General features: G+C 68.0%; 15 protein-coding genes and 7 tRNA genes. 9 read left to right on the plus strand and 13 right to left on the minus strand.

All coding sequences use genetic code 11. The features are described from left to right. Window positions 1–38: 38 nt before the first annotated feature. The 3 genes from dnaQ to H570_RS17765 are packed head-to-tail and all read right to left on the minus strand — an operon-like array spanning window position 39 to window position 1,875. The gene (dnaQ, locus tag H570_RS0114565; protein WP_027081384.1) at window positions 39–737 is read right to left on the minus strand and encodes a DNA polymerase III subunit epsilon; all 699 of its coding nucleotides are present in this window, start codon (window positions 735–737) and stop codon (window positions 39–41) included. 32 nt (window positions 738–769) lie between these two features. Further along, entirely contained in the window at window positions 770–1,225 is a 456-nt protein-coding gene (rnhA, locus tag H570_RS0114570; RefSeq protein WP_027081385.1) for a ribonuclease HI, read from the minus strand. Next, entirely contained in the window at window positions 1,222–1,875 is a 654-nt protein-coding gene (locus H570_RS17765) for a methyltransferase domain-containing protein (RefSeq protein WP_169447788.1), read from the minus strand. The genes rnhA and H570_RS17765 overlap by 4 nt, the downstream gene beginning before the upstream one ends. A gap of 35 nt (window positions 1,876–1,910) precedes the next feature. On the opposite strand from H570_RS17765, the gene gloB reads away from it, so the two are divergent. From gloB to H570_RS0114590, 3 genes are read left to right on the plus strand one after another with little or no spacing between them, the layout of a single operon-like run. Then, window positions 1,911–2,675 carry a hydroxyacylglutathione hydrolase gene (gene gloB / locus H570_RS0114580; RefSeq protein ID WP_027081386.1) on the plus strand — a complete coding sequence of 255 codons (765 nt, stop codon included), beginning with the start codon at window positions 1,911–1,913 and terminating at the stop codon, window positions 2,673–2,675. Next, window positions 2,672–3,952 (plus strand): lytic transglycosylase domain-containing protein, encoded by a 1,281-nt coding sequence (locus H570_RS17770; RefSeq protein WP_051176455.1) that lies wholly within the window; start codon window positions 2,672–2,674, stop codon window positions 3,950–3,952. Before gloB ends, H570_RS17770 begins: the two co-directional genes overlap by 4 nt. A gap of 27 nt (window positions 3,953–3,979) precedes the next feature. Next, the gene (locus H570_RS0114590) at window positions 3,980–4,768 is read left to right on the plus strand and encodes an enoyl-ACP reductase FabI (RefSeq protein WP_027081387.1); all 789 of its coding nucleotides are present in this window, start codon (window positions 3,980–3,982) and stop codon (window positions 4,766–4,768) included. A 97-nt stretch (window positions 4,769–4,865) separates the two neighbouring features. On the opposite strand, the gene H570_RS0114595 is transcribed toward H570_RS0114590, so the two are convergent. From H570_RS0114595 to tig, 8 genes are all read right to left on the minus strand, one after another. Then, complete coding sequence (locus H570_RS0114595; RefSeq protein WP_027081388.1) at window positions 4,866–6,845, minus strand: SurA N-terminal domain-containing protein; 1,980 nt, start codon at window positions 6,843–6,845, stop codon at window positions 4,866–4,868. Window positions 6,846–6,962: 117 nt separating this feature from the next. After that, a tRNA-Asp gene (locus H570_RS0114600) sits at window positions 6,963–7,039 on the minus strand. 30 nt (window positions 7,040–7,069) lie between these two features. Next, window positions 7,070–7,144 (minus strand) — tRNA-Val (locus tag H570_RS0114605). 44 nt (window positions 7,145–7,188) lie between these two features. Continuing rightward, a complete protein-coding gene (locus H570_RS0114610) occupies window positions 7,189–7,461 on the minus strand; it encodes an HU family DNA-binding protein (RefSeq protein WP_027081389.1) in 273 nt (90 codons plus the stop codon). 219 nt (window positions 7,462–7,680) lie between these two features. Beyond that, window positions 7,681–10,122, minus strand: coding sequence for an endopeptidase La (gene lon, locus H570_RS0114615; RefSeq protein ID WP_027081390.1), 2,442 nt, complete (start codon window positions 10,120–10,122; stop codon window positions 7,681–7,683). 425 nt (window positions 10,123–10,547) lie between these two features. Beyond that, the gene (clpX, locus tag H570_RS0114620; RefSeq protein ID WP_027081391.1) at window positions 10,548–11,834 is read right to left on the minus strand and encodes an ATP-dependent Clp protease ATP-binding subunit ClpX; all 1,287 of its coding nucleotides are present in this window, start codon (window positions 11,832–11,834) and stop codon (window positions 10,548–10,550) included. A gap of 101 nt (window positions 11,835–11,935) precedes the next feature. Beyond that, window positions 11,936–12,562 (minus strand): ATP-dependent Clp endopeptidase proteolytic subunit ClpP, encoded by a 627-nt coding sequence (gene clpP / locus H570_RS0114625; protein WP_027081392.1) that lies wholly within the window; start codon window positions 12,560–12,562, stop codon window positions 11,936–11,938. 5 nt (window positions 12,563–12,567) lie between these two features. Continuing rightward, window positions 12,568–13,884: a trigger factor gene (gene tig, locus H570_RS0114630; protein WP_027081393.1), complete on the minus strand. Its 1,317-nt coding sequence runs from the start codon at window positions 13,882–13,884 to the stop codon at window positions 12,568–12,570. A 251-nt stretch (window positions 13,885–14,135) separates the two neighbouring features. Between tig and H570_RS0114635 the strand changes: the two genes are divergently transcribed. The 6 genes from H570_RS0114635 to H570_RS0114660 all read left to right on the plus strand — a co-directional run bounded on the left by H570_RS0114635 (window position 14,136) and on the right by H570_RS0114660 (window position 15,738). Further along, window positions 14,136–14,212, plus strand: a tRNA-Pro gene (locus H570_RS0114635). A 41-nt stretch (window positions 14,213–14,253) separates the two neighbouring features. Then, window positions 14,254–14,330: transfer RNA gene (locus tag H570_RS0114640), tRNA-Arg, on the plus strand. A 77-nt stretch (window positions 14,331–14,407) separates the two neighbouring features. Continuing rightward, a tRNA-His gene (locus H570_RS0114645) sits at window positions 14,408–14,484 on the plus strand. A gap of 114 nt (window positions 14,485–14,598) precedes the next feature. Beyond that, window positions 14,599–14,674 (plus strand) — tRNA-Lys (locus tag H570_RS0114650). A gap of 103 nt (window positions 14,675–14,777) precedes the next feature. Then, window positions 14,778–14,862 (plus strand) — tRNA-Leu (locus tag H570_RS0114655). Window positions 14,863–14,982: 120 nt separating this feature from the next. Next, window positions 14,983–15,738 carry a Bax inhibitor-1/YccA family protein gene (locus H570_RS0114660; RefSeq protein ID WP_027081394.1) on the plus strand — a complete coding sequence of 252 codons (756 nt, stop codon included), beginning with the start codon at window positions 14,983–14,985 and terminating at the stop codon, window positions 15,736–15,738. Between the two features lie 204 nt (window positions 15,739–15,942). On the opposite strand, the gene H570_RS0114665 is transcribed toward H570_RS0114660, so the two are convergent. After that, window positions 15,943–17,268 (minus strand): Na+/H+ antiporter NhaC family protein, encoded by a 1,326-nt coding sequence (locus H570_RS0114665; RefSeq protein ID WP_027081395.1) that lies wholly within the window; start codon window positions 17,266–17,268, stop codon window positions 15,943–15,945. A 364-nt stretch (window positions 17,269–17,632) separates the two neighbouring features. Next, window positions 17,633–18,646, minus strand: coding sequence for an isocitrate dehydrogenase (locus H570_RS0114670; RefSeq protein ID WP_027081396.1), 1,014 nt, complete (start codon window positions 18,644–18,646; stop codon window positions 17,633–17,635). Window positions 18,647–18,757: the final 111 nt, after the last annotated feature.

Consider the following 18,757-nt stretch of genomic DNA (forward strand, 5'->3'; position numbering starts at 1 on the left):
CATGGCCTGGGAAAGCCGATCGCGCCCGTGGGGCGCTCCTACAGGTCCCAGATCGCGCTGCCGGCCTTCTTGCGGATCGTCTCCAGGCGCGCCACGTGCGCGGCCATGTCGGCTTCGTCGACCACGACCTTCGGTCGCGGCCCGAGTGCGGCCGCATCCAGCAGCACGGTGCTCCTGCGCGTCTCGCGGGTTTCCACGCTGTCGAAGCCGATCTCGCTCTGGCCCGCGGTCAGCGCCAGGTAGGCCTCGGCCAGCAGCTGCGCGTCGAGCAGTGCGCCGTGCAGCTGGCGATGCGAATTGTCCACGCCCAGCCGCCGGCACAGCGCATCGAGCGAGTTGCGCTGGCCCGGGTAGCGCTGGCGCGCCAGTTCGAGCGAATCGAGCACCTGCGCGCGGTCGCGGATGCGACCGTAATGGTCGCCCAGGCGCGACAACTCATGGTCGAGGAAGCCGACGTCGAACGCGGCGTTGTGGATCACCAGCTCGGCGCCTTCGATGAAGGCCAGGAACTCGTCGGCCACTGCGGCGAACTTCGGCTTGTCGGCGAGGAATTCCAGCGTGAGTCCGGTAACTTCCTGCGCGCCGGGCTCGAACTCGCGCTCCGGGTGGATGTACTGGTGGTAGGTGCGCCCGGTCGGGCGGCGTTCGACCAGCTCCACGCAGCCGATCTCGACGACGCGGTTGCCCTTCTTCCATTCCAGGCCGGTGGTTTCGGTATCGAGGACAATCTGGCGCATGGGCGGGAAACGGGATCCTGGAGTCGAAGGGGCTACAGCGCGGTATTCGCGACGGCCTTGAGCTTGATGGCCTCGTCGCGGGCGAGCACGTCGACGCGCTCGTTGTCGGGATCGCCGGAATGACCCTTCACCCAGCGCCAGTCGATGCGATGCCGCGCGGTGGCCGCATGCAGGCGTTCCCACAGGTCGCGGTTCTTGACCGGGTCGCCGCCGGCGGTCTTCCAGTTGCGGCGCAGCCAGTTGGGCATCCACTCGGTGATGCCCTGGCGCACGTACTGCGAATCGGTGTGCAGGACCACGACGCAAGGCTCGGTGAGCGTTTCCAGCGCCATGATCGCGGCCATCAGTTCCATGCGGTTGTTGGTGGTCGGCGCTTCGCCGCCGACCAACTCGCGTTCGCGCGCGCCGTAGCGCAGCAGCGCGGCCCAGCCGCCGGGACCGGGATTGCCCAGGCAGGCCCCGTCGGTGTGGATCTCGACATGCTTCATGCAGCGGGGATTCCTTCGGGCATCGGCAGCCGTTGGCGCTGGCGCACCGGGGTCAGCGGCCAGGCGCGCTTCTCGGCGCGGATCGCGTAGGCCGCGCGCATGCCCGGCCCGTCCTGCGGCTCGTGCGCGACGCGGACCTGCCAGCGCGGGCCGAGGCCCCGCGATACCGGCTCCGGCGCAAGCCCGGCCTCGCGCATCCGGCGGCGCCAGGTCAGCGGCTCGGAGGCGCCCAGGCCGGCGCCGCGCCAGTGCCAGCGGTAAGGCGCCAGGGGGTTGAGTGCGAATACCCACAGCCGCCCGCCCGGCGCGAGCACGCGGGCGCATTCGGCGAACAGGCCGCGCCCGGCGCGCCCGCGCGCGGCCACGTGCTGGAGCACGACCACGCCGATCGACTCGCTGGCCAGTGGCAGCGGCAGGCCGCAATGCGCATCGCCGGACCAGCCGTCGCCGGATGCGACCAGGTGCAGGCCGTCACCGTCGACCCGGGTCACCTGTTCGATCGGGCCCAGCCACAGCCACGGCAGCGCCGGCCGCTCGGCCAGGGCCCGCAGGACGGCGGGGCGCTCGCTCTCGAGCAGCGCCAAGCCTGCATCGGTGCCGAACCAGGCGCGCGGGTTGTCGGGTTGACCGTTGGCAGAAAGGGGGGGCATGGTCGCCATTCTAACGGCCCCGGGAACCGCGCCCGATGCACCTGCTGCCGCTGCCCGCGTTCGAAGACAACTACATCTGGACGCTGCGCGACGACGCCGGGCGTGCCCTGGTCGTCGATCCCGGCGAGGCCGGGCCGGTGCTGTGCGCCGCCGCCGACGGCCTGCTGCCGGTGGGGATCCTGCTGACCCACCACCACCACGACCACATCGGTGGCGTGGGTGAACTGCTCGAACGCTGGCCGGACCTGCCGGTGATCGCCCCCGACGACGAACGGATCGCCATTGCCACCCGGCGGACCGGTGACGGCGACCGGGTCGAGGTCGCCGGCTGGGGCTTCGACACCCTCGCCGTACCCGGCCATACCGTGAGCCATATCGCATTCCACGGCCACGGCCTCTTGTTTTGTGGCGACACGCTGTTCAGTCTCGGTTGCGGGCGGATGTTCGAGGGTACCCCGGCGCAGATGCTGGACTCGCTCGAACGGCTGGCCGCACTGCCCGGCGACACCCGCGTCTGCTGCGGTCACGAATACACGCTGTCCAACGCCGCCTTCGCGCGCGTGGTCGAACCCGACAACCCGGCGCTCATGCGCCGTATCGAGGAAGCCCAGGCGATGCGCCAATCCGGTCGTCCCACCCTGCCCAGTTCCGTCGCCGCCGAACGCGAGGCCAATCCGTTCCTGCGCATCGACGTGCCCGCCGTGCGCGCGGCGATCGTCGGCCAGACCGGCCACCCGATCCGCAGCCGGGTCGATGCCTTCGCCGCGCTGCGGCGCTGGAAGGACGGATTCCGCGCATGACCCGGCTCGCAGCCTGGCCGCTCGCGGCCGCGCTGTCGGGCGTGCTCGCGCTGGGAGTCGCCCCCGCTGCTGGGCAGGAGGTCAAGGAACCGGCAGCGTCCGCGACGCCATCCGCCGCGCCCGCTGCGCCCGCCGCGACCCGCAATGGCCGCGAGATCTACGCCCGCTTCCGCGAGGGCCTTGCCGACCCGTCCTGCGGGCCGGAGACCAGCGAACGCTGGCAACGGCATTTCGCCGCGGCCCCGAAGCGCCTGGCAGCGCGCGACGACGACGCGCTGCCGTTGTTCGGCTACGTGGTCGACGCCCTGCGCCAGGCCAACCTGCCGACCGAGTACGCGTTGATCCCGTTCGTCGAGAGCGGCTACAAGCCCGGCGCCCGCAGCGGCTCGGGGCCGGCGGGGCTCTGGCAGTTCATCGCCCTGACCGCACGCAACCACAAGATCCCGATGCGCGCCGGCTATGACGGCCGCCTGTCGCCGGTCGAATCAACCCAGGCCGCGGTGCGCTACCTCAAGACCCTGCACGGCATGTTCGCCGGCGACTGGCGCCTGGCGGTGATGGCCTACAACGCCGGCGAATACCGCGTGTTCGGCGCACTCAAGCACAGCGGCCAGCGTGCGATGGACGCCGACCCCGAAAAACTGGTGGGGCTGTCCGGCATCACCAGGGCCTACGTGCGCAAGCTGCATGCGCTGTCCTGCGTGCTGGACCAGGCCGACGACCGGGAAGAATGGCTGCGTGCCCTCGACCGGCCCGTGGCAATCCTGGCGCCAAGATCGCTGCCTTCCGGGGCGACCAGCCTCGACGCCTGGGCACGACGCCACGACCTCGACCCATCCAGGATCGAGCGCATCAACCCGGCCTTCGCGGGTGGCCGGATCGCCGCGGGCAAGCATCCGATGCAGGTGCTCGCGCCGATCGCGTCGACTCGCCCGTCGACTGCCCGGCCTTCGACGACGCTCCCGGCAACGCCCGGCCCCCCCGTCACCACGCTCGCCGATGCCTCCGACGCTGTCGTCATCGATCCGCCGACAGCCACGGCGAGCCGCGACGCGAAAGTCGAAACACCCTCCACGCCGGCATCCCGCACGCACACCGTGCAGCCTGGCGACTCGGTCTGGCGCCTGGCCAAGCGCTACGGCGTGAGCCGCGCCGACTTGCTCGAACGCAACGGCCTGTCCGCCGACGACACGCTGCGGCCGGGCATGGTGCTGGAGATCGACGCGCCGGCCGCCGCCGCGCCCGCTCCCGATGCGCTGTCGGCCATGCCAGAATAGAGCCATAGCTCAAACAGCGAGAACACCATGGGTTTCCTGCAAGGCAAACGCGCCCTGGTCACGGGCATCGCCAGCCAGCGCTCGATCGCCACCGGCATCGCCGAGGCGATGCACCGCCAGGGTGCCGAACTGGCCCTGACCTACCAGACCGACAAGCTGCGTTCGCGCGTGGAAGACGCGGCGAAGGAATATGGCTCCAACATCGTGCTGCCGCTGGACGTGGCCTCCGACGAGCAGATCGAGGCCTGCTTCGCCGAACTGGGCAAGCACTGGAGCGACGGTTTCGACATCCTCGTCCACTGCATTGCCTATGCGCCGCGCGAAGCGATCGGCGGCGGCTTCCTCGATGGCCTGACCCGTGAGAACTTCGCCATCGCGCAGGACATTTCGGCCTACTCGCTGGCGGCGCTGGCCAAGGCCGCACGGCCGATGATGCAGGGCCGCAACGGCGCGATCCTGACCCTGAGCTACCTCGGCTCGGTGCGCGCGCTGCAGAACTACAACGTCATGGGCGTGGCCAAGGCCAGCCTCGAGTCCACGGTGCGCTACCTGGCGCTCAACCTCGGCCCGGAAGGCACCCGCGTCAACGCGATTTCCGCCGGACCCATCAAGACCTTGGCCGCCTCGGGCGTGGGCAATTTCCGCAAGATGCTCAGCACGTTCGAAGCCACCGCGCCGCTGCGCCGCAACGTCACCATCGAGGACGTCGGCAACGCCGCCGCCTTCCTGTGCTCGGACCTGGCGGCCGGCATCACCGGCGAGGTGACCTACGTCGACGCCGGTTTCAGCGTCGTGGGCATGGCCGGGATCGATTGAACCCGCCGACGGTCGGCACGACCCGCCTGGCCGGCCGCACGGCCAGACACGAAAAAGCCCGGCGATGCCGGGCTTTTTCATTGCCGCGCGAAGCTGGTCAGAGCCGCGATTCGGCGACCGTGATCTTCATCTTCTTGCGCAGCGACTTGAGCATGCCTGCGGCATCCTCGTTGCCCGCGAGCTGGGCCAGCTGCTGCTGCAGCGCCGTGCGCTCCTGCTCCGACGCTTCCTTCGGATCGCCCGGCGTGACCTTGGTCACCGCGAACACCACCGCGCCACCGTTGTCCAGCATCACCGCGCCGGGAGACACCTTGCCTGCCGCCGGCACCGGCACTTCGAAATAGGCCTCGGTTGCCGCCGGATCCGGTACCGGAACGCCGCGCGGCACGTTGGGCACGTCCTGCGCGGACAGGCCCAGGGTCGCTGCCATCGCCGACAGCGTCTCGCCACCCTTGAGCCGGGCCACCATCGCATCGGCCGCCGTCTGCGTCGCCTTGCGCATGCGGTCGCCGCGGATCTCGGCAACAACCCTGTCCTTCACCTCGGCCAGGGCCAATGCGCGCTCCGGCGTGTGCTGGGTGACGCGGATCACCACGCTGTGGCCCGGCGCGATCTCGATCGGATCGCTCACCGTGCCGTCCTGCACCAGCGATTCGGAGAACGCCGCGCGGACGACCGCAGGGTTGGCCGCGATCCCGGTGCCCTGCCCGCGCGCGAACGGCCCGAGCTTCTGCACCGGCAGGTCCACCGCACGCGCAGCGGGTGCGAGCGCGCTGGGGTTCTTCAGGACCTGGTCGACCAGCTTGCCGGTCACTTCGTTGAAGGCGCGCTCGCGGTCGACATCACCCTGTTCACTCGCAAGCTGGGCGCGCGCGTCCTCGAACGAGGTCTGCTTGCCGCTCCTGACCTCGCGCAGCTTGATCACGTGCCAGCCGAAGTCGGTCTTGACCGGTTCGCTCACGTCGCCGGCCTGCATCGCGAACAGCGCGTCCTCGAACGGCTTGACCATGCCGCCGTCGTGCGCGACCCAGCCCAGGTCGCCGCCGCTGTCCTTCGAGCCGGTGTCATCGGAGTCGGCGCGGGCGAGCGCGGCGAAATCCGCACCCGGCTTGCGCGCTTCCGCGGCAATCCTGGCGGCCTTTTCCTCGGCCGCCTTCTGCGCCTTGGCATCCGCATCCGGGGCGACGCTGACCAGGATATGCGAGGCAAGCCGCTGCTCGGGATCGACGAAGCGCGCCTTCTCCTGCTCGTAGCGCGCGCGCAGCGCGGCCTCGTCGGCCACGGCCGGCGCGGGCAGCGTGGCCGAGTCGATGTCCACGTACTCGATCGACACGGTTTCCGGCGCGCGATACTCGGCCTTGTGGGCGTCGTACCAGCGCCTGGCCTCGTCATCGGTGACCGGCGCGGTGTCCTCGACCGGCGGCGGCAACACCACGAACGACACGTCCCGGCGCTCGCCGATCAGCTTCATCAGGCGATCCATCTGCGACTGGGTGACGAACGCGGACGCTGCCACCTGGCTGGGCACCAGCGACTGCTGCAGGCCCTCGCGGATCTGCTGCTCGAAGCCGCGCGGCGACATCGCCGGCACCTGCGACGCCAGCGCAAGCTGGTAGCGCTGCGGATCGAACTTGCCGTCGACCTGGAACGCGGGAATCGACTGGATCACGTCGCGCACCTGCGCATCGCTCACCGCGATGCCGGCGCGCTTGGCCGACATGCGCATCACCAGTTGATCGACCAGCCCGTCGAGCACCTTGCGCTTGTTGTCGATGCTCTCGAAGGCGCGCGGGTCGAAGTTGTCGCCCTGCGCCTGGCGCTGCTGCTGGCGCGCCTGCTCGAACGCGTCGCGGAATTCGTTCTGGTCGATCTCGTCACGCTGCCACAGCATCGTCGCCGGCCACCAGGATGGCGCGGACTGCCACCACTTCGGCGGCGCCTCGACCTTCGCCGCAAACGTCTGGTTGCTCTGGAACAGGTACTGCTCCATGCCGAAGAAGGCAAACGGAATGCACAGCAGGCCAAGGATCACCATGGCGATCCAGCCCGAGGTTTTTTCGCGGAGTTTCTGCAGCATGGGTCGGCAATGTCGGGACGAAGCGGGCCAGTTTACCTGCAATGCGTCCGAGCGGCCTCACCGGGCGCGGCGGCACAAAAAAAGAGAGCACCGTTTCCGGTGCCCTCTTCGGATGATTGGCGGAGTGGACGGGACTCGAACCCGCGACCTCCGGCGTGACAGGCCAGCATTCTAACCAACTGAACTACCACTCCGCTTTTCTTGAACTTCGCGCCTCGCCCGACTGGTGGGTGCTGAGGGTTTCGAACCCCCGACCCTCTCCGTGTAAAGGAGACGCTCTACCGCTGAGCTAAGCACCCGGTGCCTGGCTTGGCCGGGACAACTCACCCGGCCGGCGGGCTGATCAGTTTACGGCATCCTTGAGCGCCTTGCCAGCCTTGAATGCAGGATTTTTTGCAGCGGCGATCTGGATCTCCTCGCCGGTGCGCGGATTGCGGCCGGTGCGGGCGGCGCGCTCGCGCACGTCGAAGGTACCGAAGCCGATCAGGTTGACGCTCTCGCCCGCCTTCAGCGCGCCGGTGATCGAGCCGACCACGGCATCGACCGCGCGACCGGCATCAGCCTTGGACAGGCCGGAATGGGCGGCGACGGCTTCGATCAAATCGTTCTTGTTCATTGGACTGGAAACTCCCTGTGCGGACGCTCGCCCGCTCGATGGTGGTGGCCGGGTTGTCCTGCGCATTTCGCAGGCCTGCCCGGCCTTCTTGACCCGATGCACGTACGTTTACTGCTTCGTGGTTGTCGCCGTTATACCAGTGGGGTATGGGGGGCGCAATACGAAAAAACCGCGGAAAACGCCGGGCTTCCGTGCATTTTCAGGGCAAACCGGAAAACGTCAATGCTTGACATCCAGCGGCGCGGAAGGCTTGTCCGATTCACGCCGGACCTCTTCCACGCCCTTGGCGACGACCCGGGGCGCGAGCGGCCGTTCGAGCGCCAGGTCGAGCACCTCGTCGATCCATTTCACCGGCACGATCTTCAGCGCATCGGTGACGTTCTTCGGGATGTCGGCCAGGTCCTTGCGGTTCTCGTCCGGGATGATCACGGTGCGGATGCCGCCGCGCAGCGCGGCGAGCAGCTTTTCCTTCAGCCCGCCGATCGCGGTGATCTTGCCGCGCAGCGTGATCTCGCCGGTCATCGCCACGTCCGCGCGCACCGGGATCTTGGTCAGCGTCGAGACCAGCGACGTCGCCATCGCGGCGCCTGCGCTGGGGCCGTCCTTGGGCGTGGCGCCGTCGGGCACGTGCACGTGCACGTCGAGCTTCTGCAGGAAGTCGAGCTCGATGCCGAGCCGGTCGGTGCGCGCGCGCACCACCGACAGCGCCGCCGAAGCCGATTCCTTCATCACGTCGCCGAGCTGGCCGGTCAGGATCAGGTTGCCCTTGCCCGGCACCAGCGTCGATTCGATCTGCAGCAGGTCGCCGCCGACCTCGGTCCAGGCCAGGCCGGTGACCAGGCCGATCTCGTTGTCCTGCTCTGCGCGGCCGAAGTCGAAGCGCTGCACGCCCAGGTACTTCTCCAGGTTCTTCGAGGTGACGCCCAGCGCGCGCGGCTTCCGCTTGCGCGCCGTGGCGGGCACCGGGCCGCGCAGCGCGATCTCCTTGACCACCTTGCGGCAGATCTTGGCGATCTCGCGCTCCAGGTTGCGCACGCCGGACTCGCGCGTGTAGTAGCGCACGATGTCCTGGATCGCGTCCTCGGCGATCTTCAGCTCGCCGTCGCGCAGGCCGTTGGCCTTCATCTGCTTGGGCACGAGGTAGCGCATGGCGATGTTGATCTTCTCGTCCTCGGTGTACCCGGGGATGCGGATGACCTCCATGCGGTCGAGCAGCGGCCCGGGGATGTTGAGCGAGTTGGACGTCGCCACGAACATCACCTCGGACAGGTCGAGGTCGACTTCGAGGTAGTGGTCGTTGAAGGAATTGTTCTGCTCGGGATCGAGCACCTCGAGCAGCGCCGACGACGGGTCGCCGCGGAAGTCCATCGACATCTTGTCGATCTCGTCGAGCATGAACAGCGGGTTCTTCGTGCCGACCTTGTTGAGGTTCTGCACGATGCGGCCCGGCATCGAGCCGACGTAGGTGCGGCGGTGGCCGCGGATCTCGGCCTCGTCGCGGACGCCGCCCAGGCTCATGCGCACGAACTTGCGGTTGGTCGCCTTGGCGATCGACTGCCCGAGCGAGGTCTTGCCCACGCCGGGCGGGCCGACCAGGCACAGGATCGCGCCCTTCATGTTCTTCACCCGGGTCTGCACCGCGAGGTATTCGAGGATGCGCTCCTTGACCTTCTCCAGGCCGTAGTGGTCGGCGTCGAGCACTTCCTGCGCGGCGGCCAGGTCCTTGCGCACCTTGCTGCGCTTCTTCCACGGCACGCCGAGCAGCCACTCCAGGTAGTTGCGCACCACCGCGGCCTCGGCCGACATCGGCGACATCTGCTTGAGCTTGTTGAACTCGTTCTTCGCCTTCGCCTCGACCGCCTTCGGCATGCCCGCCGCAGCGATCTTGCGCGCGATCTCCTCGATGTCGTTGGGCGCGTCGTCGATCTCGCCGAGCTCCTTCTGGATCGCCTTCATCTGCTCGTTGAGGTAGTACTCGCGCTGGCTCTTCTCCATCTGCGACTTGACCCGGCCGCGGATGCGCTTCTCCATCTGCTGCACGTCGATCTCGCCATCGACGAAGCCGACCAGCAGCTCGAGCCGGTTGGCGATGTCGATGGTGTCGAGCAGGCGCTGCTTGTCGGCCAGGCGCACGCCCAGGTGCGCGGCAATGGTGTCGGCCAGGCGGCCAGGCTCGTCGATGCCCGACAGCGTCTGCAGCAGTTCCGGCGGCAGCTTGCGATTGGTCTTGACGTACTGTTCGAACAGGCTCATCAGCGAACGCGCGACGGCCTCGACCTCGCGCGGATCGCGCGCCGCCGTCGATTCCACCACGACGCCGCGCCCGGCCAGGCAACCGTCGTGTTCGCCGACTTCATCGACGCGCGCGCGCGCCACGCCCTCGACCAGCACCTTGATCGTGCCGTCGGGAAGCTTGAGCAGCTGCAGCACCTGCGCCAGCGTGCCCATCTCGTACAGGTCGCCAGCATCGGGATCGTCGGTCTCGGCGGACTTCTGCGCGACCAGCAGGATGCGCTTGTCGGACTCCATCGCCAGGTCCAGCGCGCGGATCGACTTGTCGCGGCCCACGAACAGCGGGATCACCATGTGCGGGAACACGACCACGTCGCGCAGCGGCAGCACCGGCAGTTGCAGGGTTTCGTGGTCGGAGAGGTCAGGCATGGGGGCTCCAGATGAATATGAATTGCGGCCCGTCGGGCCGCCACGGTCGAGTTATGGGGCTGGCGCCGGAACGTTGCAAGCACCGACGCGACTCCGGCCTCGTGAGCCCTGAATAATTGCCAATAAATCAACAGGTTACATTGGTCGCGAATGTAGTTCGGCGCAACTGCCAGCGAAGCCGCATGCGAGGCGACGAGCAGGCGGTCGATGACACCCGTGGCATCGCCGCCAATGCTGGGGGCGCGCGACGGCAGGCGACCAGGTTGCCCTGTCGGTCCAGGTGGTTTGAGGGCGTGCTCCCATGCCGGAGCCGGCCAGCATGTTTCCATGCTGCCGGCGACGTCTCTCGACAGGTCCGGGTTTTCAGCCACCATGCGTTCCGTGCATGACCGGCGGCGCGGCGCCGCCGGCTCGATTCCGTCCGGTTACTCGGCCGCGGCCACCTTCGGCGCCGGCGTCGGGGTCTGGTAGATCAGGTACGGGTCGGACTTGTGCTCGATCACCGATTCGTCGACGACCACCTTGCTGACGTTCTCCTGCGACGGCAGGTCGTACATCGTGTCCAGCAGCACCGACTCGACGATGGTGCGCAGGCCGCGCGCGCCGGTCTTGCGCTTGAGCGCCTTGCGGGCGATCGCGGAGAGTGCATCCTGGCGGAACTCGAGCTCCACGCCTTCCATGTCGAACAGCTTCTTGAACTGCTTGGTGATGGCGTTCTTCGGTTCGGTCAGGATCTTCACCAGCGCCGCTTCGTCGAGTTCCTCGAGCGTGGCAACCACCGGCAGGCGGCCGACGAACTCGGGGATCAGGCCGAACTTGATCAGGTCCTCGGGCTCGACGTCGGCCAGCACCTTGCCGACTTCGAGCTTGCGTTCGGCGCTCTTGAGCTTGGCGCCAAAACCAATGCCGCTGGCATCGGTGCTGCGCTGCTGGATGATCTTGTCGAGGCCTGCGAACGCGCCGCCGACGATGAACAGGATGTTGCGGGTATCGACCTGCAGGAATTCCTGCTGCGGATGCTTGCGCCCGCCCTGCGGCGGCACGCTGGCGACGGTGCCCTCGATCAGCTTGAGCAGCGCCTGCTGCACGCCTTCGCCGGACACGTCGCGGGTGATCGACGGGTTCTCGCTCTTGCGCGAGATCTTGTCGATCTCGTCGATGTAGACGATGCCCTGCTGCGCCTTGTCGACGTCGTAGTCGCACTTCTGCAGCAGCTTCTGGATGATGTTCTCCACGTCCTCGCCGACGTAGCCGGCTTCGGTCAGCGTGGTGGCGTCGGCCATGGTGAACGGCACGTTGAGCATCCGCGCCAGGGTCTCGGCCAGCAGCGTCTTGCCGGAGCCCGTGGGCCCGACCAGCAGGATGTTGGACTTGGCCAGTTCGACGTCGTCGTTCTTCTGCCGGCTCTCGATGCGCTTGTAATGGTTGTACACGGCGACCGCAAGCGTGCGCTTGGCGCGGGCCTGGCCGATCACGTACTGGTCGAGGACTTCCAGGATTTCCTTCGGCTTGGGCAGCGAGCTGCGGGCCGACTGCGCCTTCTCCTCGAGCTCCTCGCGGATGATGTCGTTGCACAGCTCGACGCATTCGTCGCAGATGAACACGCTCGGGCCCGCAATCAGCTTGCGCACCTCGTGCTGGCTCTTCCCGCAAAACGAGCAATACAGGATCTTGCTGCTGTCGCCGGAACGGCCTTGTCGGTCTTCGGTCATGCCCTTGGTCGATCTTTGCGGATTACGGTTCGAGAATAGCATAGCGTCCGCTCCCGCAAACGCGGGGGCGGACTGCCGAATGCCTCAATGAAATCAGCTGGTTACGCTGGCTGGATGGACTCGTCCGGGCGCCGCTCCAGGACCTCGTCGACCAGCCCGTACTCGCGGGCGGCCTCGGCGCTCTTGAAGTTGTCGCGCTCGGTGTCGTTGGCGATGGTCTCGAACGACTGCCCGGTGTGGCGGGCGAGGATCTCGTTCAGGCGCTGGCGCAGGGTCAGGATTTCGCGCGCCTGGATCTCGATATCGGTCGCCTGGCCCTGCGAGCCGCCGGACGGCTGGTGGATCATCACCCGCGAGTTCGGCAGCGCGTAGCGCTTGCCCTTGGCGCCCGATGCCAGCAGCAGCGCGCCCATGCTCGCCGCCTGGCCGATGCAGATCGTGCTCACGTCGGGCTTGATGAACTGCATGGTGTCGTAGATCGACATGCCGGCCGTGACCACGCCGCCGGGCGAGTTGATGTACAGGCTGATGTCCTTTTCGGGGTTCTCCGCCTCGAGGAACAGCATCTGCGCCACGATCACGTTGGCCATGTGGTCGTCGATGGCGCCGACGAGGAAGATCACGCGCTCCTTGAGCAGGCGCGAATAGATGTCGTAGGCGCGTTCGCCACGGCTGGTCTGTTCGACCACCATGGGGACGAGGTTCAGGGCTTTGGTTTCGTGGCTCACTGGGTTCAGCTCCCGATCGCTTCCTGGAAAGTCATGGCCTGCTCGGTATGCTGGGCGCGCTCGGCGATCCAGTCGATCACCTGCTCTTCCATCACCCGGTTCTGCAGTCCCGACATGAGTTGGGGATCGTTGCGGTACAACTCAACGACCTGGTCGGGCTCCTCGTAGGTGGAGGCGATCAGGCGCAGCGTCTCGTTCAGGCGCTTGGGATCGAGGCGCAGCTCGTTGCGGCGGGCGACCTCGCCCACCACCAGGCCGACCAGCACGCGCTTGCGGGCGGCGTCCATGAAGCCTTCGTGGGCATCGGCCGGCACCTCGGCCTGCTGGCCCTGCCGGCGTGCCTGCTCGACCGCCTGCTGGAGCATCGCGCGGGCTTCGTTCTCGACCAGCTTCGGCGGCATCTCGACCTCGCCGTACGCGGACACCAGCTCATCGCCGACGGCGCGGCGCAGGCGGTTCATCAGCGCGCCCTTGAGCTCGCGCTCGAGGTTGGTGCGGATGTCTGCCCGGAACTGGTCAAGTTCGCCGCTCTTGACGCCGAAGCTGCGGATGAAGGCCGCATCGGCTTCCGGCAGCACCTGCTCGGAGACCTGCTCGATCTTCACGTGCACCTGCGCGGACTTGCCGGCCAGCTGCGCCACGCGCCAGTCCGCCGGGAAGGTGACGTCGACGGTCTTCTCGTCGCCCTTGGCCATGCCGACCAGCGCGTTCTCGATCTCCGGGAACATGCCGCCGGTGCCGATCACCGTCACGCCGCGCTCGGCGCCTTCGGCCGGCAGGCGCTCGTCGCCGACCTGCGACCAGGTCTCCACGTCGACGGCGTCACCGGCCTGGGCCGGGCGTGTCACCGCGGTCCAGCTGCGGCGCTGCATGCGCAGGTTCTCGATCATCCGGTCGATGTCGGCCTCGGTCACCTCGGACGTATGGCGGGTGACGTTGAGCTTCGACACGTCGATCTCGCCGAAGTCCGGCACCACTTCGAACGTGGCCACGTAGGCCAGTTCCCTGTCGCCGCCGTCCTCGCTGCGTTCGATCTTCGGGCTGCCGGCCAGGCGCAGCGCGTTGTCGCGCACGGCCTCGTCGAAGCCTTCGCGGAGCAGGCCATCCAAGACTTCGTCGCGCACCTGCTGGCCGAAGCGCTGCTCGATGACCCTGGCCGGCACCTTGCCGGGACGGAAACCCTTGATGCGGGCGGTGCGCGCGATTTCGCGCAGGCGACCGCCCACCTGGTCCTCGAGTCGCTCCGCCGGCAGGCGGAACGTCATGCGGCGTTCGAGATTGCCCACGGATTCGACCGACACACGTGCATCTACAGCTGGCATACCCACTCCTGCGATCCGCGAGGCCTTCGCGGGGTGATGTTGGAATTGATGTTGGAACCCGGACGCCGGGCGGCGGAAGGCGCTTAATGCGCCGGCCGGACGGCGGAACGCGCTAGTTTCGCTGATTCCGGCCCGGGCCGCCAGCCGGAATCGCGCACGCGCGTTGACAGCGGATCGCGCGCTCCGGACAATGGCCGGCCTTCCGCGGACGTGGTATTGCCGGGGAGCCCGAACCAACCGTGCGGCACCGGCGGGGTATAGCGCAGTCTGGTAGCGCGCCTGCTTTGGGAGCAGGATGTCGGGGGTTCGAATCCCTCTACCCCGACCATCCGCCGACTGGATCTTTCCGGCCCGCTATCATGCGCCCAGGCGCCCGTAGCTCAACCGGATAGAGCACCGGCCTTCTAAGCCGGTGGTTGCAGGTTCGAGTCCTGCCGGGCGCGCCAGGAAGCAGGTTCCACCGGTGCCGGTCGCGCGGGCATCGTCGGAAAGCCCAGGCGGGTTCTCCGGAAGCGTTCCAATGGTGGCTGTAGCTCAGTTGGTTAGAGTCCTGGATTGTGATTCCAGATGTCGGGGGTTCGAGTCCCCTCAGCCACCCCACCTCCGCAGCCCGATGGCACGACGCATCGATGACTGCACGCCAACCGCGCCGGTCGCGGGCGGCGAAAAAATCGTTGTCGCGCGGCGCAAGGCTGCGTTACCATTCGTCATTCGGGGCCGTTAGCTCAGTTGGTAGAGCAGTTGACTCTTAATCAATAGGTCCAAGGTTCGAATCCTTGACGGCCCACCAAGACTTGAAGCGCCCGGGCAACCGGGCGCTTTTTTTGTCGCCGGCGCATGGCGGCCGGCGCCGGCGCGTAAGATGCGCCTGCGCCGCGAGGCGCCCGGTCAGCGCGAAAGTGGCGGAATTGGTAGACGCCCTGGTTTTAGGTACCAGTGCCGCAAGGCGTGCGGGTTCGAGTCCCGCCTTTCGCACCACTGCTGCGGCCTGCGCGCCCGCTTTTCCCGGTAGCCTGTGTTCACGCACCGGCCACCTTGAAACCGGTTGCCCTGTATCCTCATGTATGGCCTGAACCATTACTCCTTGCGAGGACCTCCATGCGTAGCGGCAACCCGGCTCTGAAGGAATCCACCTTCCTCGACCTCGGCAGCGGCACCGTCGTCTCGCGCGCCGACGGCGCGATGACCCTGAACGGCACGATCAACAAGACCGGACTGCTGCTCCTGCTGGCCGTGATCACGGCGGCGTTCGCCTGGAACCAGGTCGAAATCACCGCGGAAGGCATGACCGGCGGCCTCTACGTCTGGGGTGGGCTGATCGGCGGCTTCATCCTGGCGATGGTCACGGTGTTCAAGAAGCAATGGGCACCGGTCACCGCGCCGATGTACGCGCTGGTGGAAGGCTTCTTCCTCGGCGGCATCTCGGCGGTCTTCGAGGCCAGGTATCCGGGCATCGCGTTCCAGGCCGTGCTGCTGACCTTCGGCACGCTGTTCGCGCTGCTGATGGCCTACCGCTCGGGGCTGATCAAGGCCACCGAGAACTTCAAGCTCGGCGTGGTCGCGGCCACCGGCGGCATCGCGCTGGTGTACCTGGCGACGATCGTGCTGGGCTTCTTCGGGATCGACATCCCGATGATCCACGGCAACGGCATCGTCGGCATCGGCTTCAGCCTGTTCGTGGTGGTGATCGCCGCGCTCAACCTGGTGCTCGACTTCGACTTCATCGAGACCGGCGTCGAGCGCGGTGCGCCGAAGTACATGGAGTGGTACGGCGCGTTCGGCCTGATGGTCACGCTGGTGTGGCTGTACATCGAGTTCCTGCGGCTGCTGTCGAAGCTGCAGTCGCGCGACTGACACCTCCCGGCTGGTTGCAGATGGAAGAAGGCGCTTCGGCGCCTTTTTCCGTTTTCTGCTGCCTCTCGTAGGCGCGCAGCCGAATCGAGCACTGTAGGAGCGGCTTCAGCCGCGAGCTCTGTCGAGCGGCGATGCGACCTGCGAAAAGCTCGCGGCTGAAGCCGCTCCTACAAGAACACCGGTGCGAGAGCGCGCCGGCCCGGCCTATGCTGCTTCGGGCAGCGTGGCTGCCGACGCGCGCCTCGCGGGCCAGAGCATGAAGCCGACCGCCACCGCGGCCAGGATCCAGCAGTAGTACACCTTGCCGGCCAGCGCCAGCGGCGAGACGGCGGCCAGCGAACCGGCCAGCAGGATCTGCGCGCCGTACGGCAGCACGCCCTGGACCACGCAGGCGAAGATGTCGAGCAGGCTCGCAGATCGCTTCGGCGTGATGCCGTGGCGCTGCGCGATGTCCTTCGCCACGCCGCCGCCGACCAGGATCGCCACGGTGTTGTTGGCGGTGAACGCATCGCCCAGCGCCGACAGCGCCGCGATGCTGAATTCGCCCGCCCGCCGACCGGTGCGACCACGCGCGAAGCGGGCGATCGCATCGGCCAGCCACTGCAGGCCGCCACCGGCCCTGGCCAGCGCCGCCAGCCCGCCGATCAGCAGCGACAGCAGGGTGATCTCGACCATGCTCTCGTAGCCGCCGTAGATGTCGCCGGCGAAGGCCTGCCAGTCGTAGCCGGGCGACAGCACGAAGCCGAATACCCCGGCCAACGCGATGCCGATGCCCAGCACCACGATCACGTTCAGCCCGCCCAGCGCCAGCCCCAGCACGGCCAGGTACGGCACCACCAGCCACTTCGATGGCGCGTCGGGCGCGTCCACCGGCGCCGCGTCGCCGAGGAAGCCAAGCAGCAACGCGGTGGCGAGCGCAGCCGGCAGCGCGATGCGGAAATTCTCGCGGAACTTGTCGCGCATCCCGCAGCCCTGGCTGCGGGTGGCGGCGATGGTGGTGTCGGAGATCACCGACAGGTTGTCGCCGAACATCGCCCCGCCGATGACCGCGCCGACGACCAGCGCGCGGTCCAGCCCCGCGGCGTCGGCCACGCCGAGCGCGATCGGCACCACGGCCGCGATCGTGCCCATCGAGGTGCCGATCGACAGCGACACGAAGCCCGCCACCAGGAACAGCCCTGGCAGGATCAGCGCCGGCGGCAGCGCGCCCAGCCCCAGCGCGACCACGGCATCGACCGCGCCGATCGCCTTGGACACCATCGCGAACGCGCCCGCGAGCAGGAAGATCAGGCACATCAGCACGACGTTGCTGTCGCCCATCCCGGCCAGCAGCGTGTCCAGCGCCTTGAGGCCGCGCCGGTGCGCGAGCCACGCGGCCAGCGCCAGTGCCGGCAGGATCGCCACCGGCGCGCGCAGCTGGTAGAAGCCCATGGCTTCGCCGCGCAGGGTGAACCAGATCCCGGCGCCGAAGAACAGCGCCAGGAACAGCAGCAGCGGGGTCAGCGCGACGGCACTCGGGCGAACTTGCATCGCTTTATCCGGATGAAAAGATTCCGGATTGTGCGGCGCAGCACGCGCGCTGTCCACGGCCAGGGGTGGAAAAGCGGCGTTCCACGCGCGGGACGAAGCCCGGGCCGGTCCTGCTGCGCCTCCGGGATCCGCCTGCACCAAGGCGACCCCTGAATCCCTTGCCCGCACAGGCGCATGCCCGGGTACGCGTCGGCGGAAGGTCGCGGAGCGGCGGCAGCGGCTCGAGCCTCGCCGACGCCGAGGCGGAAGCAGGCTGCCGGCGTCTACTTCGGAGCGGAACACCTGGCCGCGACGCCGGCCCGGGACGCGCCGGAAACGGAACGGGGCGCCGAAGCGCCCCGTCCATCCCGCGACACCGCGTGGATCAGGCCGCGGCGCGGCTGGCAATCGCCCTGGCGAACGACATCGTGGTGCCGGCTCCGCCCAGGTCCGGGGTCAGCGAATCCTTCGCTTCCAGCGTGGCGACGATGGCGTCGCGCAGCTTCTGCGCCTGCGCCGGCATGCCGAGATGGTCGAGCATCTGCGCCGCGCCCAGCAGCAGCGCGCAGGGGTTGGCGACGCCCTTGCCGGCGATGTCCGGGGCCGAGCCGTGCACGGCCTCGAAGATGGCCACTTCCTCGCCGATGTTCGCCCCCGGGGTGAGGCCGAGGCCGCCGATCAGGCCGGCGCACAGGTCGGAGATGATGTCGCCGAACAGGTTGGTGGTCACGATGATGTCGAACTGCTCGGGATCCATCACCAGCTGCATGCAGGTGTTGTCGACGATCATCTCGTTGCACTGGATTTCCGGATACTGCGCGGCCACTTCGCGCGCCACCTTCAGGAACAGGCCGGAGGTCGACTTCAGGATGTTGGCCTTGTGCACCACCGTGACCTTCTTGCGGCCGGTCTTGCGGGCCAGGTCGAACGCATAGCGGACGATGCGCTCGGAGCCCTTGCGGGTGACCTTCTGGACCAGCGTGGCGGTGGCGCCGTCGTCGGTGACTTCCTGGCCTTCGCCGATGTACGCGCCTTCGGTGTTCTCGCGCACCGTGATCAGGTCGACGCCGGTGGGGAAGCGCGAGCGGGTATTGGGGAACGACCTGGCCGGGCGCACGTTGGCGTACAGGTCGAAGCGCTTGCGCAGTTCGACGTTGATCGACGAGAAACCTTCGCCAACCGGCGTGGTCAGCGGGCTCTTGAGCGCGACCTTGTTGCTGCGGATCGAATCCATGGTCGCCTGCGGCAGCAGTTCGCCATGCTTGTCGAGCGCGGCCATGCCGGCATCGGCTTCCTCATAGGCCAGCCCGAGGCCCATGGCGTCGAGCACGTGCAGGGTGGCATCCATGATTTCCGGGCCGATGCCATCGCCGCGGATGACGGTAATCGTGTGGGTCATGCGTGTGGGGTCCATGCAGGAGGGCGCCGGGGCGGGGTTGCCGGGCGCCAGGGGGCGAAAAACAGCCGCTTATTATGCCGGATGGGGCAGGGCCACGCCCGCGCGTGCGTT

Source organism: Luteimonas mephitis DSM 12574, assembly GCF_000422305.1.
Taxonomy (GTDB): Bacteria; Pseudomonadota; Gammaproteobacteria; order Xanthomonadales; family Xanthomonadaceae; genus Luteimonas; species Luteimonas mephitis.

Excerpts from the sequence above, each read along its gene's own strand:
- dnaQ (WP_027081384.1), bottom strand. The coding sequence starts at position 737 with ATGCGCCAGATTGTCCTCGATACCGAAACCACCGGCCTGGAATGGAAG.
- rnhA (WP_027081385.1), bottom strand. The coding sequence starts at position 1,225 with ATGAAGCATGTCGAGATCCACACCGACGGGGCCTGCCTGGGCAATCCC.
- H570_RS17765 (WP_169447788.1), bottom strand. The coding sequence starts at position 1,875 with ATGCCCCCCCTTTCTGCCAACGGTCAACCCGACAACCCGCGCGCCTGG.
- gloB (WP_027081386.1), top strand. The coding sequence starts at position 1,911 with ATGCACCTGCTGCCGCTGCCCGCGTTCGAAGACAACTACATCTGGACG.
- H570_RS17770 (WP_051176455.1), top strand. The coding sequence starts at position 2,672 with ATGACCCGGCTCGCAGCCTGGCCGCTCGCGGCCGCGCTGTCGGGCGTG.
- H570_RS0114590 (WP_027081387.1), top strand. The coding sequence starts at position 3,980 with ATGGGTTTCCTGCAAGGCAAACGCGCCCTGGTCACGGGCATCGCCAGC.
- H570_RS0114595 (WP_027081388.1), bottom strand. The coding sequence starts at position 6,845 with ATGCTGCAGAAACTCCGCGAAAAAACCTCGGGCTGGATCGCCATGGTG.
- H570_RS0114610 (WP_027081389.1), bottom strand. The coding sequence starts at position 7,461 with ATGAACAAGAACGATTTGATCGAAGCCGTCGCCGCCCATTCCGGCCTG.
- lon (WP_027081390.1), bottom strand. The coding sequence starts at position 10,122 with ATGCCTGACCTCTCCGACCACGAAACCCTGCAACTGCCGGTGCTGCCG.
- clpX (WP_027081391.1), bottom strand. The coding sequence starts at position 11,834 with ATGACCGAAGACCGACAAGGCCGTTCCGGCGACAGCAGCAAGATCCTG.
- tig (WP_027081393.1), bottom strand. The coding sequence starts at position 13,884 with ATGCCAGCTGTAGATGCACGTGTGTCGGTCGAATCCGTGGGCAATCTC.
- H570_RS0114660 (WP_027081394.1), top strand. The coding sequence starts at position 14,983 with ATGCGTAGCGGCAACCCGGCTCTGAAGGAATCCACCTTCCTCGACCTC.
- H570_RS0114665 (WP_027081395.1), bottom strand. The coding sequence starts at position 17,268 with ATGCAAGTTCGCCCGAGTGCCGTCGCGCTGACCCCGCTGCTGCTGTTC.
- H570_RS0114670 (WP_027081396.1), bottom strand. The coding sequence starts at position 18,646 with ATGACCCACACGATTACCGTCATCCGCGGCGATGGCATCGGCCCGGAA.